The 15,780-nt window shown below is 43.8% G+C and carries 27 protein-coding genes and 1 pseudogene; 14 read left to right on the top strand and 14 right to left on the bottom strand.

What is annotated here, in order from left to right; all coding sequences use genetic code 11:
* The first annotated feature begins 271 nt into the window (after positions 1 to 271).
* The 3 genes from LC653_RS40160 (at position 272) to LC653_RS40150 (ending at position 1,539) form a co-directional block, all read left to right on the top strand.
* On the top strand, positions 272 to 475 hold the full coding sequence (locus tag LC653_RS40160) for a ChaB family protein (protein ID WP_229500900.1): 204 nt from the start codon (positions 272 to 274) through the stop codon (positions 473 to 475).
* 281 nt (positions 476 to 756) lie between these two features.
* Positions 757 to 987 (top strand): hypothetical protein, encoded by a 231-nt coding sequence (locus LC653_RS40155; RefSeq protein ID WP_229500899.1) that lies wholly within the window; start codon positions 757 to 759, stop codon positions 985 to 987.
* A 300-nt stretch (positions 988 to 1,287) separates the two neighbouring features.
* The gene (locus LC653_RS40150) at positions 1,288 to 1,539 is read left to right on the top strand and encodes a putative quinol monooxygenase (protein ID WP_308189222.1); all 252 of its coding nucleotides are present in this window, start codon (positions 1,288 to 1,290) and stop codon (positions 1,537 to 1,539) included.
* A 160-nt stretch (positions 1,540 to 1,699) separates the two neighbouring features.
* Here the strand turns inward: LC653_RS40150 and LC653_RS40145 are convergent, their stop codons facing one another.
* Positions 1,700 to 1,936, bottom strand: a complete 237-nt coding sequence (locus tag LC653_RS40145; protein WP_229500898.1) for a DUF4174 domain-containing protein — start codon at positions 1,934 to 1,936, stop codon at positions 1,700 to 1,702.
* Here LC653_RS40145 and LC653_RS40140 point away from each other — a divergent pair.
* Entirely contained in the window at positions 1,930 to 2,145 is a 216-nt protein-coding gene (locus LC653_RS40140) for a hypothetical protein (RefSeq protein ID WP_229500897.1), read from the top strand. The two genes, LC653_RS40145 and LC653_RS40140, sit on opposite strands and share 7 nt — an antisense overlap.
* Positions 2,146 to 2,251: 106 nt before the next feature.
* On the opposite strand, the gene LC653_RS40135 is transcribed toward LC653_RS40140, so the two are convergent.
* Positions 2,252 to 2,401, bottom strand: coding sequence for a hypothetical protein (locus tag LC653_RS40135; protein ID WP_229500896.1), 150 nt, complete (start codon positions 2,399 to 2,401; stop codon positions 2,252 to 2,254).
* Between the two features lie 187 nt (positions 2,402 to 2,588).
* On the opposite strand from LC653_RS40135, the pseudogene LC653_RS40130 reads away from it, so the two are divergent.
* Positions 2,589 to 2,744: pseudogene (locus LC653_RS40130) on the top strand (IS630 transposase-related protein); the annotation flags it as partial.
* Between the two features lie 156 nt (positions 2,745 to 2,900).
* Here the strand turns inward: LC653_RS40130 and LC653_RS40125 are convergent.
* From LC653_RS40125 to LC653_RS40095, 7 genes are all read right to left on the bottom strand, one after another.
* A complete protein-coding gene (locus LC653_RS40125; protein ID WP_229500895.1) occupies positions 2,901 to 3,203 on the bottom strand; it encodes a hypothetical protein in 303 nt (100 codons plus the stop codon).
* Positions 3,193 to 3,534 (bottom strand): hypothetical protein, encoded by a 342-nt coding sequence (locus LC653_RS40120; RefSeq protein ID WP_229500894.1) that lies wholly within the window; start codon positions 3,532 to 3,534, stop codon positions 3,193 to 3,195. The genes LC653_RS40125 and LC653_RS40120 overlap by 11 nt, the downstream gene beginning before the upstream one ends.
* Positions 3,535 to 3,978, bottom strand: a complete 444-nt coding sequence (locus LC653_RS40115) for a hypothetical protein (protein WP_229500893.1) — start codon at positions 3,976 to 3,978, stop codon at positions 3,535 to 3,537.
* A 40-nt stretch (positions 3,979 to 4,018) separates the two neighbouring features.
* The gene (locus LC653_RS40110; protein ID WP_229500892.1) at positions 4,019 to 4,525 is read right to left on the bottom strand and encodes a hypothetical protein; all 507 of its coding nucleotides are present in this window, start codon (positions 4,523 to 4,525) and stop codon (positions 4,019 to 4,021) included.
* A complete protein-coding gene (locus tag LC653_RS40105; RefSeq protein WP_229500891.1) occupies positions 4,461 to 4,862 on the bottom strand; it encodes a collagen-like domain-containing protein in 402 nt (133 codons plus the stop codon). Before LC653_RS40105 ends, LC653_RS40110 begins: the two co-directional genes overlap by 65 nt.
* A gap of 139 nt (positions 4,863 to 5,001) precedes the next feature.
* Positions 5,002 to 5,634, bottom strand: a complete 633-nt coding sequence (locus LC653_RS40100) for a hypothetical protein (RefSeq protein ID WP_229500890.1) — start codon at positions 5,632 to 5,634, stop codon at positions 5,002 to 5,004.
* A gap of 5 nt (positions 5,635 to 5,639) precedes the next feature.
* Positions 5,640 to 5,975, bottom strand: a complete 336-nt coding sequence (locus LC653_RS40095) for a hypothetical protein (RefSeq protein ID WP_229500889.1) — start codon at positions 5,973 to 5,975, stop codon at positions 5,640 to 5,642.
* A gap of 217 nt (positions 5,976 to 6,192) precedes the next feature.
* Here LC653_RS40095 and LC653_RS40090 point away from each other — a divergent pair, with 217 nt between their 5' ends.
* Positions 6,193 to 6,774: a tyrosine-type recombinase/integrase gene (locus LC653_RS40090; RefSeq protein ID WP_229500888.1), complete on the top strand. Its 582-nt coding sequence runs from the start codon at positions 6,193 to 6,195 to the stop codon at positions 6,772 to 6,774.
* Positions 6,771 to 6,923: a hypothetical protein gene (locus LC653_RS40085; RefSeq protein ID WP_229500887.1), complete on the top strand. Its 153-nt coding sequence runs from the start codon at positions 6,771 to 6,773 to the stop codon at positions 6,921 to 6,923. Before LC653_RS40090 ends, LC653_RS40085 begins: the two co-directional genes overlap by 4 nt.
* A 92-nt stretch (positions 6,924 to 7,015) precedes the next feature.
* Here LC653_RS40085 and LC653_RS40080 read toward each other — a convergent pair whose 3' ends face one another.
* The 3 genes from LC653_RS40080 to LC653_RS40070 form a co-directional block, all read right to left on the bottom strand.
* A complete protein-coding gene (locus tag LC653_RS40080) occupies positions 7,016 to 7,480 on the bottom strand; it encodes an Arm DNA-binding domain-containing protein (RefSeq protein WP_229500886.1) in 465 nt (154 codons plus the stop codon).
* A gap of 62 nt (positions 7,481 to 7,542) precedes the next feature.
* Complete coding sequence (locus tag LC653_RS40075; RefSeq protein ID WP_229500885.1) at positions 7,543 to 8,283, bottom strand: hypothetical protein; 741 nt, start codon at positions 8,281 to 8,283, stop codon at positions 7,543 to 7,545.
* A 79-nt stretch (positions 8,284 to 8,362) separates the two neighbouring features.
* A complete protein-coding gene (locus LC653_RS40070; RefSeq protein WP_229500884.1) occupies positions 8,363 to 8,638 on the bottom strand; it encodes a helix-turn-helix transcriptional regulator in 276 nt (91 codons plus the stop codon).
* A gap of 329 nt (positions 8,639 to 8,967) precedes the next feature.
* Between LC653_RS40070 and LC653_RS40065 the strand changes: the two genes are divergently transcribed.
* Together LC653_RS40065 and LC653_RS40060 are read left to right on the top strand one after the other, a co-directional pair.
* A complete protein-coding gene (locus tag LC653_RS40065) occupies positions 8,968 to 9,174 on the top strand; it encodes a hypothetical protein (RefSeq protein ID WP_229500883.1) in 207 nt (68 codons plus the stop codon).
* A 75-nt stretch (positions 9,175 to 9,249) separates the two neighbouring features.
* Entirely contained in the window at positions 9,250 to 9,561 is a 312-nt protein-coding gene (locus LC653_RS40060; protein WP_229500882.1) for a hypothetical protein, read from the top strand.
* Positions 9,562 to 9,681: 120 nt separating this feature from the next.
* Here LC653_RS40060 and LC653_RS40055 read toward each other — a convergent pair whose 3' ends face one another.
* Positions 9,682 to 9,915 (bottom strand): hypothetical protein, encoded by a 234-nt coding sequence (locus tag LC653_RS40055; protein WP_229500881.1) that lies wholly within the window; start codon positions 9,913 to 9,915, stop codon positions 9,682 to 9,684.
* 107 nt (positions 9,916 to 10,022) lie between these two features.
* On the opposite strand from LC653_RS40055, the gene LC653_RS40050 reads away from it, so the two are divergent.
* From LC653_RS40050 to LC653_RS40040, 3 genes are all read left to right on the top strand, one after another.
* On the top strand, positions 10,023 to 10,223 hold the full coding sequence (locus LC653_RS40050; protein ID WP_229500880.1) for a hypothetical protein: 201 nt from the start codon (positions 10,023 to 10,025) through the stop codon (positions 10,221 to 10,223).
* 303 nt (positions 10,224 to 10,526) lie between these two features.
* On the top strand, positions 10,527 to 11,714 hold the full coding sequence (locus LC653_RS40045; protein WP_229500879.1) for an IS110 family transposase: 1,188 nt from the start codon (positions 10,527 to 10,529) through the stop codon (positions 11,712 to 11,714).
* Between the two features lie 25 nt (positions 11,715 to 11,739).
* Positions 11,740 to 12,021 carry a hypothetical protein gene (locus LC653_RS40040; RefSeq protein ID WP_229500878.1) on the top strand — a complete coding sequence of 94 codons (282 nt, stop codon included), beginning with the start codon at positions 11,740 to 11,742 and terminating at the stop codon, positions 12,019 to 12,021.
* 525 nt (positions 12,022 to 12,546) lie between these two features.
* On the opposite strand, the gene LC653_RS40035 is transcribed toward LC653_RS40040, so the two are convergent.
* Positions 12,547 to 12,684, bottom strand: a complete 138-nt coding sequence (locus tag LC653_RS40035; protein WP_267923393.1) for a hypothetical protein — start codon at positions 12,682 to 12,684, stop codon at positions 12,547 to 12,549.
* Positions 12,685 to 13,046: 362 nt separating this feature from the next.
* On the opposite strand from LC653_RS40035, the gene LC653_RS40030 reads away from it, so the two are divergent.
* Complete coding sequence (locus tag LC653_RS40030; protein ID WP_229500877.1) at positions 13,047 to 14,738, top strand: M3 family oligoendopeptidase; 1,692 nt, start codon at positions 13,047 to 13,049, stop codon at positions 14,736 to 14,738.
* A gap of 145 nt (positions 14,739 to 14,883) precedes the next feature.
* Positions 14,884 to 15,171: a hypothetical protein gene (locus tag LC653_RS40025; RefSeq protein WP_229500876.1), complete on the top strand. Its 288-nt coding sequence runs from the start codon at positions 14,884 to 14,886 to the stop codon at positions 15,169 to 15,171.
* The last annotated feature ends 609 nt before the right edge of the window (positions 15,172 to 15,780 follow it).

Below are 15,780 nucleotides of genomic sequence, written 5' to 3'. Positions count from 1 at the left end.
CATCGCAGTACTGATCTACCACGGTGATCGTGGAGGTAGCCGTTCTTGAACCCAATTAAATACCCTTGCTAAGTTAAACTGTTAGTAATTAATTATACTCTCATGAGAGTAATAAAAGAGCGTTAAGTCACCAACAAAGTGCGATCGCTTTTGATTATCCTCTCTTCACTTGACCACAGTATGAGTTGTATTTATCACTCTTGGCAGATGAAAGAGCGTTAATAGCAATGAAAGCTAGTGAGGTGATAACTAACAGTTAGAGTGAAAATGTATGCCCTATCAAGATATAGCGGATTTACCAGACTCCGTGAAAAAGCATCTACCCAAACACGCGGCGGAAATATTCTTGGCTGCGTTTAACAATGCGCTCTCTGAATATGGCGAAGAAGAGACAGCATTTAAAGTTGCCTGGGCAGCAGTTAAGCGTGACTACGAAAAAGGTTCAGATGATCATTGGCACAAAAAAGCAGAGTAAATTCTACTACACCGAATCATCCATCCAACCACACTCACAATCCCAATGCACCCGCCTGACCAGTCGCGGTCAAACTCATATCCACATTGAGGACACTTGCCAGTAAATAAAGGATGATGTATACTGTCTATCAATACTTTGGGTGCAGGTTTTGCTTTGAAGCGCAAACTGAAACAAAAATTAAGTGGTCAAGGTAAAGTTTAAGTATAAATTAGCATAATTATTTAATCGTGATCGCTTTAGGGATGCAACTTTGACTCGCTTGTATTTTTTTAAGGGCGATGCCGTTCGCGGAGCAGCAATGCCGAACGCGAGTGCGTCTCCAAGAGTTGGCGGGCTACGCCTACGCACTCTGGAATCTTAGGCATAGTACCAGTGTATTGCTTTGGGGCAAGCGATCGCTCGTGTGCAACTTTGACTCTAAGAACGGGCGGGAGCGATGCCTCCGGTGGACTGCGCCTACACTTACAGTTGTGACACGTAATCTGTTAACAGTGACATCAATTTGTTAAACATGACATCAATTTGTTAGCAGTGACAAATAATTAGTTAATATATGTTTCGGCATATCACCAGTTTATCCAGTACAAGTAGCGATCGCATATTTTTCCTCGCTTGAATTTTGTGTGGGCGATCGCCTTATTACTAACTGATGCTAAGGCAATCCGCAGTGACTATTGCTATGAACTGTTGGCTATGGACTAATGACGGCAGGACTAATTACCATTGACCAATGACTAACCAAACCATTCATGTTGTAGCTCCTGAATGTAGCAATACCTAATAAAGTAGAAGAACTCAAAGCAATATTATTGGGACTGATTGAACCAACAAGACTTGAAGCAGGTGTCATTAAATATGAACTTTTACAAAATCAATCACAGCCAACAGATTTTACTTTTGTACAAGAGTGGGAAGGAGCGGCAGCACTGGATACTCATTTAGCGTCAGTCCGTCTGCAAGTACCAATAGCCAAGCTAGAAGGATTAATAGCTGCGCCACCAGATGTCCGACGTTATTCTATTTTGGCTGCGATACCTACTATCCAAGGAGTGGAATCTTGAAATGGTTGCACACAGTGCGTTGGTTGTTTAATTCTTCTCGCCAGGGCAATAGGGCGATGCCTCCGGCGGGCGCTTTTGCCATCGCTTGGAGTGGATTTTCGGTATAGCAGCAGTGTACTGCTTTGTCACAAGCGATCACTTCCTCGCTTGTATTTTATAGCTACTTTCTTTTTCGCTCTTGCATTTCTTGCTGGCGCATGGGCATAGCGTCAATTTGCTTAAAAATTGCTGTGGGTTGGACTGGTGTAGTATCCTGGCGTTTAACACCACCATCTTTGCCTACCAGAATGATGCGAAAATTTTCTTTATCAACCCCAAAGCGTTTGTCACAAATACCAAGCGACGGGCGCAACACAGTTCCCCAGGCAGGTTGTCTATCTGGGTATCCTGATGACACATATCGAGGTTCGCGCCCAGTTACGCGCTATGAAGAAAGCTGCTGGCTTGAATACGTGCTTAGAGAGGCTAAATCAACTTATTCCCGCTAACAGGGCAGATTTAGCAACGAAGCAAGATTTGGAAATTTTGCTCAAACGGCAGAGGGAATTAAACCAACAACTTCGAGAACTTAACGAGCGAGTTGATACCCCAAGAGCTACAAAATAAGTATTCGACAGCAGTTAGTTTATGCGATGGCTCAAGCGCCCGCCAACTCTTGGAGACGCACTCGCGTTCGGCATCGCTCCCACGTGGGCCAGAACTGAAAACCTTATCACTCCCCATCCCTAACCTCTAACTGATAAATCCGCATCGATGGATGTTCGTCCATCATCCGCCAGTAATACCCAGTAGGCGGCAACGACACCCTACCACCGCAACGATACAAAAAGATTGGCTCACAGGAGTGCATAGCTTTTTTCATCACTTGCTCTAAACTGGGGTCTGGGCGATCGCTGTTGTACCAAATATAGCAAGCGCCAAGGCGGTTAGGACAAACAGTATAATCGATGAGTCAAGTATAGCAAGCGCCAAGGCGGTTAGGACAAACAGTATAATCGATGAGTCAAGTAAAACTAGATACCGATTAAGCGTTCACACAAGGAAAGCTTATGCCAAAACCTTACAGTTACGACTTACGCCAGAAGGTAATTCAGGCAATAGAGTTAGATGGGATGAACAAAACGGAAGCGGCGCAAGTTTTTCAAATAAGTCGAAACACAATCAACCTATGGCTTCAGAGAATCCCCAGAGACTATCTACCTGAGAGTTTTCTAACTCTTTCCAATGTGAGAGCGAATTCCCGGCGTCGCCTCTCAAATTCAGCTTTTCTTAATGCTCTAGCTGAAATTTGCTTTAGCCAAGGAAGAGTTTCGTGTGGTTCTAGAGTCTTCATAGTTAATTCCCGGTTCGCTACAGCTACACTATCTAGAACGTGGGTATTCTCGTGGAATAAAGCCATCCTTAGCAAGATATCCCTCAATGTCCTTGATTTCATCCCAGCATCTTTGGAATTTATGAGCGATAAGCTCATCATGTCCATGCAGCCTGTAATGGATCATTTCAGATTTACCATTATATTCAGCAAGATGAATGTCTATCTTTTTTTCGATTGCAGTAATTTTAGAAAGAATACTTGATTCAATTTGAGCGAGGCGATAGATTGCTCCAATGACAGCAATCAGCCCCAAAATGATAGTTAGAGCATTGTTAACATCAATCTTCATAATCTAGAATCCTGCTGATAGATATCAGAGTCTTCCCTAAAAACTGATAGGGGAAAAATTCCAACTGAAATCTTCCTTGCTGTGGAAAGTTAACCTGATAATTTTTACTCAAGTTGATTACCTGAGAGCTAGCAACTAGCTTATTAGGGTAATCAATCAATATTTGGTCAAGCTTACCAGCAGAAGTATAATTTTTTGTCAGTCTTGACTTGGGTTGAACTGTAATAATTAAACTGGCATCATCATCAAATAAACAAGGAATGAGTACAGAATTAACTTTTCTCAAGTCAAATCTATACTCGTTTCTGAACACTAGTTGTGTTTCAATCATCTACTTTTTAGTACTAGTAGCAAGTGAGTAAGTTCTGCCATTTGGAGAAACGAAGCTATCAGGCTTTTTACTAGCTTTCCCCAAGAATGCTTTGATATCAGAAATATTAGCGCTAGCTGGAACGGGCACAGAAACGTATTTTGTTTTTGTACCTGCGTTGCCACCTTTAGCCCCTGCATTCGCAGTTTGACGGCTACCACCAAGAGGTACTTTGATGCGTTTTGCTCCAACACTACCACGCACAGCAACTTCAACTGCTTTACCTGCCTTGCCTTTAGCACCTTTAGCAGCCTTGCGTGTTACTTTTGCATCAGCCACAATCGTAAAACCAAGTTTCTCTGCAACAGAGCGAAGCATGTAAACGTAAACTGATTTCGCCCCTGCTCCCTGTCCACTGCCAGATTTAAATAAAACGGTGGCTCTAGGCCCTAACTTTGTTCCCATTTAATTACCTACCTATTAATAAATTGTGGATATTCATTAATTACAGATAATCAATAGCGTGGATGGTCACATCGCCATTAGTAGCAGCCGCAGTATTGAAAGGTAAGTTAGCTGAAATCGTAGCAGATCCAGTTTCAATATCAAATTGGATTTGAACGTTATTAGGCTGATTCTCGGCTGGAGTTACAGCTTTTTCAGCAGCAGCTAGAATGCTAGCCATTTCTAGTAAGGCTTCTGGAAGAGTATCCGACTTTAAATCACCACCGCCATTAGCGAAAACTGAGTATGTAGAACCCAAATAATCGCTTGCTACTATATCAATCGAACCATTAGTTTGAATGTTAGTAGTAATAGGAATGGTTGCAGCTACTGCAACAGTACCCGTGTCAAAGCTGACAGTAGTCGATAAATTTCGGCGTGGAGGTAAACCGGGGTTGGCTCCATTCCTTGTATTTTCTGCTGCATCTAATGCTCTACAAATTTCAAAAAATGCTTGAGGAACTTGGGTAATTTCTGCCGTCTCTACCTTCTCTGCCTGGTTTACCAACGACTCCAGGCTGTCCAGCTTGTCCTATTTTCCCTGGAATCCCTTGACTTCCTTTAGCTCCTGGCAAAGCTTTTTGTCCAGCAGGCCCACGACTGCCAGGTAAACCACGCTGACCGACACGCCCAGGTGTACCAGCAGTCCCACGACTGCCAGGTAAACCACGCTGACCGACACGACCTGATGTCCCTGCACGTCCTGGGAAACCATTTCTGCCATCTCTTCCCGGTCTGCCATCTCTTCCTGGTCTGCCTGCTGGGCCCGGAGTTCCAACTTTATTTCTCAAACCACCTACAGCAACTTGCAAAACGCTTGGCACGATTGAATGAACATCACACAATCCTTATTGCCAAACCACCTGATCCAGAATTGACTAATAGATATTGTTGAGAAGTTCCTGATTTTGTGATTATGTCATAACGACTGCTTCCGTTAGTAGCACATATGGCTAGATCGTCGGAAGTTTTACCACAGAATCCTTAGTTACTCTGATTAAGCAATATCAGACCACTAAGAATATCTCGTTCATTATCTTGCACATTTGCGGTTGCTAATCGGGTACTCCCAGCCAATGCGATATCATTTTCAGCATTTGAATATTGATTTAAGCCAGAGCTACGCAAAATCAACATTGTACTAGAGATAAAAATATGTCCCCAGTTCCAATCTTTTAAATCCCAACTGCTTCGTCGGTTGATAGGTGCTATCATTCCAAGTGGCAAGAATAAAGCGCCTTGAGTCGCTAGTATTAACCTGACTTCACCACTCGCATTTAATGCGTTGAAGGTCACACTTGTTGTTGATACGAGCGTTGAGTAAGCTACCTCGGTTGATGAGTTTCCTCCTGTATGCGTCGTTGCATTCCATGTGCTATAAAGCGCCTGATTTATGATGAAGGTGTTGGTAATTCTTACCCGAAGATAAGTTGTGCCGAAGGTTTTGGCTCCGTCCACTACGAAAGCATAAACAAGTACTAAATCAGTGCCACTGGTGAAGCTATCAAATAGTGAGGTAAACCCGGCATTAACAAAAGCAGCTTGTAAAGCTGTACTCAGTTGTGCTTGTGTAAATGGCGCTGAAAGCGAACTAATAGTACGTGTTGCTACAGCCATAATTTTTAGTAGTCGTCTGGATCAATACCAGATCCAGTATCAGGTTTTTGCAAATTAACGTTGTAAGTTATTTGGCGATAATTAGCACTATTGCGAAATACGATAGATGGGAATTCACTATCAGCAATTGTTACTTGAATGTCAGAATTGTTTGATTCTTGATTGGTCGGATTTAAATAAGTTGCGGCTAGCAATAGAAGTGATACGACAAGTGATTCCGCCGTGTTGTTAGCTGATACTGTTAATCCTGTTGTTGCTAGTGCTGATTTTTGAATTGTCAAGGAGGTGCTATCTTGCACCGCACCAGTTCCAAAAACCTGGACTAAAGTTGGCTCTGCCATAAAAGCGAATTTTAGTAAAGTGAATAAATCCGTTGTATTCCTTTGCGAAGAAACTGTAAATGTTCTACTTTTATGTAAAACAGGTAGATTTCCTGAAGACGTGTAATGCTTACTGCTAATAGGATTGAACCGAATATTTCTAATACTCTAAATTAGAAATATTCCGGTTTAACCATTGGTACTGGTTAAACCGGAACAGACAGAAGTTAAAAACAAAATGAAAAATAATCGAAATGGACAAGCCGCAGTTTTGACTGACGCGGATTATTCCAAAATTCGTAAACAGATCCGCAATCAGAAATATAAACTGCTTTTGGATCTAGCTTGGTACACCGGGGAAAGGTGGGGGGCGCTAGTGAAGCTGCAATTGCTTGATGTGTACAACGCCGATGGTACACCCAGTGAGTATATCAATTTTCGCGCCAGGACTCGCAAGGCAACACCCAAAGGCGTTCGACAAACTCGCCAGGTGCCGGTTCACGATACTCTGGCTGAATTGCTAGCAGCATATAAGCCACTCCCCGGTTCAATTTGGTTATTTCCATCGAGAGTTGCAGATAAACCTATGGGGTTAAGGGGGGCTGACCAAATTTTACGCACAGCTGTAGAGAGAGCCGGGTTAACAGCTAAGGGTATATCTACCCATTCCACCCGCAGGAGCTTTATCACCAGACTGGCAAAGCGGGGCGTTAGCTTGGCAACCATCAAAAAAGCCACTGGACACACTGACTTGAAGGTGCTTTCGCGTTACATCGAGGTAACGGACGACGACGTTAAAGAAGCGATCGCAACTCTATGAACGCCAAACTGCTATTCCTCCAAATTGAGATTTTCTTCGAGCGCTTGCAGCATGGGGAGTATGACCATCCTTTGTATTTAGCTATGGCGCTGGAGAATCTTGCAAATCAGGCATGGGATGAAGTTGACCAAATTTACCCTGAACTGTGACAAACAATACTTTGGGCGGATAAGCTCAAATCAGTATGTTTCTACCGCGATCGCACTTTCAACCAGAGTGTAATCGCATTTTTCATTGGTCATTAGACATTGGGAATAGAGACTAGTGGCATTTTGGGCATAGTGGGCGATTCATATTTCCAGTCTTGGATTAACTGTTTAATCTCCACTGGTAATTTACCTTTCTTCATCCAAACTTCTACATCTGCCTTTTTACGCTTGGCGCTGATACTGTTCACGCTACCCAAGTAAAGGCGGTTTTTCTTCCTGCCTACCATCCAACAATACCGGAAATACCAATATTTATTACCAGACCGCTCAACCCAGTATTTCTCTATCCAGTGGGTATCGTGTTGGGGCGCAACTTTTTTGGTATCAGTTGCAACCTGTGCCCCAACACTTTTACACGCATTGTCAGACTCAGAATTTTGCGCCCCAACACAAGGAATGTTTTGGCGGGTATCCAGTTCATCCCAGAACGGATCGTAAACGGGAGTATCAAGATTCTTTGTAAAAGCTTCTAAATCAAACAGCGTAGGTTGTTTCATAATCAAACTGGAAATTAATGGTCGCTGCTCTTTCGGGAGCAGTTTTTTTATGGAGTTATTCCCTAGTAATCCCTTGGGAGGTTACTAGGAAACCAAGATTTCAAAATTTCGATAAATCCAGATAAATCAAGCGATTTATCCGCCCAATAACACTCACGTAAGCAGCTAATTAACCATCCTTGAGACTTGGGAATTGCTTGATGTCCACCACTAAGAACAAAGTGCTTAAGAGCTAATCGAACATCTTCAATATCAAATTCAAACAGATGTCTAGTTGCTCGTTTATTTGGGTCAAAGTATATTTCATACTCAGCACAAGCTGTAAGTATCTCGTGTTGTCTTTCTAACTCCACAAATTCGGCGGTTGTAGGAGTACGACTATTGCTGCTGCTGTTTAACCCAAGTTCTGCATTACTATCATTTGATGGGGGTGAATCGTAACTAGAGTTATGGTTGTATAACTTTTTTTCTCGCGGCTTTTTGGGTGGATTTAACCATGACAGAGGTCTTACAAGTAACTTGGTTATCTTCCAAGAATATTGTTTAATTACTTGTAAAACACGGCATGATACCAGTATGTCAAATATCTTTTTGAGGTAATTGTGAGCATAAGGTTTACCTCTGGTCTTTGCTACCCAAGCATTAAATTCTGATAAATCTGGTTCGATTTCGCTGGCAATTTGCCCAAGTCTCATTAGCCACTGCCAAAGGATTTTTGCGGCGGGTGGAATATGATGTTGATAACAGAATACATCGTGTGATTCCGTCCACGGAAGTGCATTTTTTAATGAATTTTCTGGCATAATACTATTAGTTTGTTTTCAGAAAGCCACCACTGACCTTGTAAATCTAGGTGGCTTTTTGGATTTTTTAGACTTTGCGTTACGTCTCTTCGTTCAGATCTCCTTTGGGTGGGCCAAAGTCATCAGGTAAGTCTTGGATAGTCTTACCCTTTGATCGCAATAAGCGGTCTAAAGCTTTCATTTGAGTCACCGTAAAGGTAGGGACGCTATCTCCTGCTTCCCAACGGCTAATAGTTCTAGCTGTTGTTCCAATGGCGCGTCCAAACTCCTCTTGAGACATGTCTAGCTCAAGCCTTAGACTCCGCAATGGGGATTCTCCTTGCTGTTCGTTTCTACTCGGTCTTTTCTTTATCATGATACACCTTCTAGACATCTTGTCTAGAAGGCTTGACAAAGGTCTTGCGTCTAGACATAATGTCTGGTTAGAGGACAATAAAAGACCAGCCAAAAACCTGACTTGGCTAAGGACAGTATTTGGCTGATCTTTTGCTAGTTTCTCACCCAGCTGTAAAGCTGCTGTGATCTCGCTCCCCCACGCCTAACCCTTTGCGTGGCATCACCGGAGCAAGCACCCGCGCCAAATGCAGCGCGGAAGCACCCTGTAATCACCTGTGAACTGAGCGCAGTAACGAGTTTGCCGCGCGGTGATATTTTGATGTCTGCACATCTATACTTCGGAACCACATGACAACCACAGTTCTAGAACTGATTGAAAACCTGAAACACTACCCCAGTGCAACAGAGGTAACTATCAAAGACGTTGATGACACAGAATTTGCGTTCGCTTTTAGCGTTGGCGCAGCCATCGTTGATTTCAAGTCTCTTGATGACGGCGTGACCATCGTCATCGGCGAGAAGGAATACGACAACGAAGACGAGGAGGAAATCTAACTATTGAAAAGGCGATCGCCTACCGTCCAGGGAGCGATCGCCAAATGCGTCGTATTTAATAAGGAAATTGTACCAATGTCAAAGCCAATAGGGTTTTTTACCAGCTACACCATAAACGACGGTTCCTTAGTGGAATCGCTCCAGGAGGAGTATGGCTCTACATTTGAGCAGATGACCAAACGCGAAAAGCTGTATTTAATTTCTGCGATTGCAATTCAATTGTGCGATCAAGCTCCCGGTAGATGCCGTGATGAGATTTATGTAGTGGGGCATCAAATTAATAGCTCATTACCCAAGCATGACAAAGAAGGATTGATTGAAGCGCTGATAAATCAAGTCCGATGGGGTCGCAGTCTTTCAGATACGGAGGCATTGCCTATGAAATAATCGTTTTTGTGTAGAGATAACGATTTTATTAGGTAACGCACCAGCAAAAGTTGGTAGCAATTTTGAAGAGTGTTTTTTCATACAATTAAGAATTTACCAATTATGACTTACCGTGACGACCTAAGACCCTGGGCAATTTTTGAGCGTATGCCCAATGGTAAAAATATCTGCTTTTACCGATTTCGTACCCGCACTGATGCCGATGCTTACGCAAGTCTTCTTCGCCAAGGAGGGGGAAGTTTGAGGTAGTTTTTGATCAGCAGCTAGTAGGTCTTGGATAGCTAATTTATTTGCGATCGCCATGAGTGTGAGGAGTGCGATCGCAATTAATCCCAACACTCGAAACGTGTACAAGTAAAAAATAGCACGAAAAAGTTAACGCTATGAAAATCAAATTAGTACATGCTCACTTTTTAATCTCCATCGGCAATTACAACAACGAGCGAGTCGGGATATAAATAATGACTGACTTAAAAACACCCAATTGTATTAATTGCGGTTCTCACCAAGTTAGATATGACTCTGTTTTTGGCTTTTACAAATGTGAGAATTGCTCAACAGTTTGGGGTAACGATGAAGACGATCCAGATTATGACGAAGTAGAAAAATTTGAGGAAGAATGGCAAAAATTGCATGAAGCATACGGTGATAATCCAGACTAATGCCTGATGAGCCGGTTGACTCGCCGGCGAAACGTGATCGTGTGCGATCGCGTCGCGGACTGGAGTCCAACCCAGACGTACAGCACCCAAACACAGCAGCTTAGGGCTTTTGGACAGAAACAGGCTTAAAAGCTTTTCTAATTTCGTAAGCTCGGCTGCTTTTCGTGTGCTGTTCCCTCCCCTATGTCACCAGAAGCGGTAACTTCTGGTTTTGCCTTGAGAGTGAATTAGGCTCAACGGCCTTCGGGTGATTCGCAGGCATGGCATGAGGGACATAAGACAGAACCACCCAGGAGTAACTGAATGATTAGAATTTTGGGACTTGATGTCAGCAAGTCCTCGGTTTCGGTTTGCCTGCTTTTGGAAAAGCCCTCAGATCCACGTCAATTCTACTACGAGTGTCCATTTTTGAAGTTGAGCGCTGATGCAAAAGGTATTCAAGGTTTACTCGCGCTCAATGCGGACATTGCCCTACTAGAACCAACTGGCAACAACTACAGCAAATTGTGGGGTACTCACTTGGCACGAAGCGGGGTAGAAGTGCGCTTGGTTGGTCACAAGGAATTGCGGAATTATCGAGCAAATCACCTGGCACTACCAGATAAAGACGATGACGCTGATGCTCTGGCGCTTGCCTGCTACTACTTCGACTACCAGCAAAACCCACGGCGATTTGTTCAAATTCGCTCTAGCGCCATTGTCAAAATTCGTGAATTAGTCCTGAGACTTGCTCACCTCAACCGCGTTCAGTCCCCGATCATGAATCGGGCGCGTCAGGATTTAGCGTGGCAATTTCCAGAAGTTGCACTAGTAAAGTCCCTTAGGGGTGAATCCGGTGAACCCCCCTTATTGTGGGGTTGGCTTGCTGGAGTTCGCAAAAGTACGCGCTATGACCGCCTTTACTCTCAATCTGTCGGCTTGGGAATCACTGACACTGTTCGAGAACACGCAAAACGGATTTGTGACCTCCAGCGTGAGGAACACGTTATCGAGAGAGAGTTACAAGAATTGCTTGCTGATTCTCGGTTTGACCATTACCGCACAGTTTTTAAACGGTTTGGATTTGGCGATCGCCTCTCATCGGTGATCATCTCTCAGATTTACCCCATCGAGGGATTCCTGAATGAAGATGGTAAACCAGAAGTCAAAATCCGCCAGGGACGAAACTCAAAAAAGCCTACTAAACGCCACCTCTCACTAAGAAGATTCCAAAAAGCTTTGGGCGCTGCTCCATCACTTGAAGCTTCCGGCGATAGCCGTAAAGCCAAAGTAGTAGGTGGTTCAGATTTATGTCGGAAGTCTCTCTGGCAGTGGGTGTTTACAAGAATTGAACCGAAGCGATCGCGCCTCAAAAATGATATTGGTAAATTGTTGGGTGAACAGTTAGATACTGAAAAAGCGGCGGGTCGTCCGGTGAAGCTGGTTAGAAATCGGATTGCAGCCAAAGGAGCGCGGATGCTGTTCAGAGAGCTAATTAAAGGCTTGAAGTGACCAAAAGGGAATTTTGACTATGTACGTGGCTATTTTTAAAGGAGGTAATTCTAGTTATGTCAATTACAAATACTCATTCAGTATTTGGTCAAGTGATCAGTGTTCAAAATTTTTTAAAAAAGATTATCCTGCCGGGTTTTACTTCGTCATGTCCGATGGAATTTTTCATTTAAGAGGCCCCTTTATAGATGAAGCGCAGTGCATTGCTTCTGTAGAAAGCATTTTAGTAAGTGAAGACGGAGCAAAATTTGAAGGCATAAGTCCTTATCCTGGAAACGGAAATCTTCCGATCATGAACGAACTTTGATAGAAACGGATGTTGACCTGCCAAGTGACAAAATGGAGATTATGCCCCCTAATTGCTAGAGTGAAAAGCTAATTTTTCGTTGCTTCTCAACCTTAGTTCTGGACTTATCTTTCTAGTGGGTGGTACCTGTACCGGAGCCGCGACGGGTAACAGGGCAAACACATCATGTCAATAAGGCTATGATATTCTCAATAGACCAAAAATAATCGCATTAAGCCATGCTTATTGACAAGATTTTAAGTGATCGCTTTGAGGTTTGGAAAATAAATAAAACGATAAATAGCGATTTTTTCGTTAGTTCTCAATTTTGGTCATGATCAAGAGTACTTTAGATGCGTTTGCCCTGACCACTAAGCCAGCTTTCTACTGTGATTGTCCGCTCGCATAATTCCTGGCATATGGTAACCCCAGTAGCATCGGCTGCATTACAGTGCCGATTAGCTCTCTCTAGTCGCTTTTTTTCATAACCTTGACGCAGGTGCTTAGTGTATATTACACAAGAGCGATCGCCAGAGGCTTTAGCTATTAGATACTAGGCAAATCACTTTCAGGCAAGATGTTATCTATAATTGCGATCGCACTAGCCGATGTCCCAAGATACTGAGAAACTGCTGTACTGGTTCTTCTTCCAAGTATTCTTTGAGAATTACTAAGTCGTACCATAAAAATGTTGATAACTAATTCATGAGTGACCTTATATTCATAACATTTATCCTTAGGTTTTGAGATTCCAATTTATTTCGAGCGGAAAGTGGCACGAGAAATAATGCGTCCTTGTCTCAGAGCAAATAAATTTATTTATGGGGTTTTCCCCCTTGCTCCCTGCTCCCTGCCCCCTTTCCTCTTCTCTGACAATACCTTCGCCAAATCAAAACAATGGCGAAGGTATTGTTATACAAAAGTCTGATGTTAAGTCTGTTTCCCAGAACGATCGCAAAAGTTTTCGGTATACTGACTGTAAAAGTTGGCGATTTCCCCAAATAAAAACTTTCAAGAAGTCGCCTGATCACTGAGGGGAATGATTGATGCAAGCTCCAGTAGATTTTGCCGACATCACAGCGGAAACTCCAACGCTTTTAACCGTGACTGCCGAATACCAAGCCATTCAGACGCAGTTTAACCAGGCTCAAACCTCTGAGCAACGAAAAGCTGTTTTTCAGCAGTGGGATGCTTTGCGACGCAGACTTAGTACGTGGAGAGAACTTACGCAACTGCACTTTCACCAAGACACGCAAAACCCAGAGTACAAAGCTGCCTTGGACTATTGCAGCGAACTTTCGCCTTCTCTGACTGCCCAAGAAGTAGACCTAAAACGGCAACTGATCCACAGCCCTGATCGCGCTGAGCTTGAACTTAGTTTGGGAAGGCAAGCCTTTTTGTTGTGGGAAGCAGACATCACGACTTTTGAAAGAGCAATCGCAGCAGATTTAGTCGAAGAATCTAAACTTACCAATGAATACACCGAACTGATCGCCTCGGCAAAGCTAGCCTTCCAGGGTGAGCAGGTGAATTTATCGGGTTTGCAACCCTATCTGCAAAGTAAAAATCGAGATATTCGCCACCAGGCAGAACAGTGTCGCTGGCAGTTTTTTGAGCAGAATCAAGACCGCTTTGATCAACTGTTTGATCAGTTGGTGAAACTGCGCGATCGCATGGCAAAAAAATTGGGTTCGGAAAACTACATTGCGCTAGGATATCGCCGAATGCGACGGGTGGATTACGATCAAACCGATGTCGAACGCTATCGAGATCAAGTCGTTCAGGAGGTCGTGCCCTTAGCGATCGAGCTAATTCAGCAACAGGCGAAACGGCTCAACATAGACACTGTGTATTTCTGGGATGAGTCCGTCTTTGATACCCAAGGAAGTCCAGCTCCAATTGGCGATCATGACTGGATGCTGGAACGGGCGCAAGAAATGTTTGATGCCATGAATCCATCGTTAGGTGACTTTTTCGGCATGATGGTTGAGCGGCATTTACTGGATTTACAAAACCGTCCTAGAAAGGCAGGAGGCGGATTCTGTACAAGCTTCCCAACCTATGACGTTCCCTACGTGTTTGCAAATTTCAATGGTACAAAAAACGACGTGCAAGTGTTTGCTCACGAGATTGGTCACGCCTTCCAAATGTGGCAAAGTCGCCATTTGCCAGTTTTTGATTACCTGTGGCCCACCCAAGAATCGTGTGAAATTCACTCTATGAGCTTAGAGTTTCTCACCGGCCCGCAGATGGAAAAGTTTTTCGGTGATCAAGCTGATCGATTTCGCTCTCAGCATCTAGCCGGGACGATTCTGTTTCTGCCTTATGGCGTGGCAGTCGATCATTTTCAGCATTTGGTCTATGCGAACCCAGAAGCAACCCCACAAGAACGACATCAAATGTGGCAACAGATGGAAGCTCGTTATCTCCCTTGGCGTCAATATGGAGATTTGAACTACCTCAACAAAGGCGGACTCTGGCAAGACAAACAGCACATCTATTGTTCACCGTTCTACTACATTGATTACACCTTGGCGGGGTGTTGTGCGTTGCAGTTTTGGGTCAAAGCCCAAGAAGATTATTCGCAAGCGTTGGCGGAGTACATTGCATTATGCGATCGCGGGGGTTCTGCGTCCTTTCGAGAATTAGTGCGATCGGCAAATCTCATTTCTCCGTTTGAACCTGGGGCACTTACTCAAGTTGTTGAAAAAGTGCGTCAGACTTTAAAGGCTGGGTGATTGAAAAATCTCTGAAGAAACATGGGTGTAGGCTAGTACCTGGGCACAACCGATCCAAACCATCGAGCAAGAAGATGCCAAACTTGGTAGGGTCAGGATTCGCTTGTGGACAACAAAGCATTTTCGTCTTTCCCCACACCACCCGATGTCAATTATATTGGTTGAGAGACTACTTAAGGATGGCTCTCCACGAGTCAACAAACCGATGTGGTTGGCATTTGTCGGTGAAGAAATGCCACCCCTATCTGAACTGTGGAAACTTTATTTACGACGCTTTGCGGTTGACCACTGGTATCGGTTTCTGAAACAACGCTTGCATTGGACTCTACCAAAACTATCTACTCCTCAACAATGCGACCGATGGAGTGACCTCATGCCACTGATGACTTGGGAGTTATGGCTGGCTCGTGATATTGTGAGACCAGCGCTGTAGGCGGGTTTCCCGCCGTAGGCGACTGGCGAACCCGAAGGGTCAGTGACAATCCGCTCCCGTGGCAAAAACAGATGACTCTACTGACTCCTGGACGGGTTGCACAAGCGATGCCTGGGATTTTGGTCAGAGTTTCTACTCCTGCCCAACCGCCAAAACCACTCTTGTAAATCTCCAGGTTGGAAGACCGGACTGCCCCGGCAACGTAGAATTCACTATCCAATCGTCAAAAAACGTACTACTACTTCACGTAAAACTGAGCAGAAACCTGCTTGATTTCTGATTTTTTCAATTTTTGTTTTTGCTTTTTCTCAACTCAGCTTAAGAGAGTCATTTTGTGCTTTTTAGTCTAAAGTCCAGTTAGTTGTGATCAAGAGTAATTTAGATGCGGCCGCCCTGGACGATAACTGGTCTATAAATGGAAGCAGTAGACAACTTATGCTTCCACTGACATGGCGTAGAGCTGGCGAAGCTGTCACCAAGTACAAACTAAACGGTTTAGTTTAGAGGACGAGAAAACTTGATTTAAGTAACTATAGTTAAAAGTAATAAATAATACTAAAATTAACGGGAACGGCTTTGAGATTCAGAATCCTTAGATGCCTTATATGG

Origin of the sequence: Nostoc mirabile CHAB5784, assembly GCF_020829645.1 — a bacterium.
GTDB classification, from domain to species: domain Bacteria; phylum Cyanobacteriota; class Cyanobacteriia; order Cyanobacteriales; family Nostocaceae; genus Nostoc; species Nostoc mirabile.
Note: the sequence above shows the minus strand (reverse complement) of the source record. Positions and strands in the feature narration are given on the sequence as shown.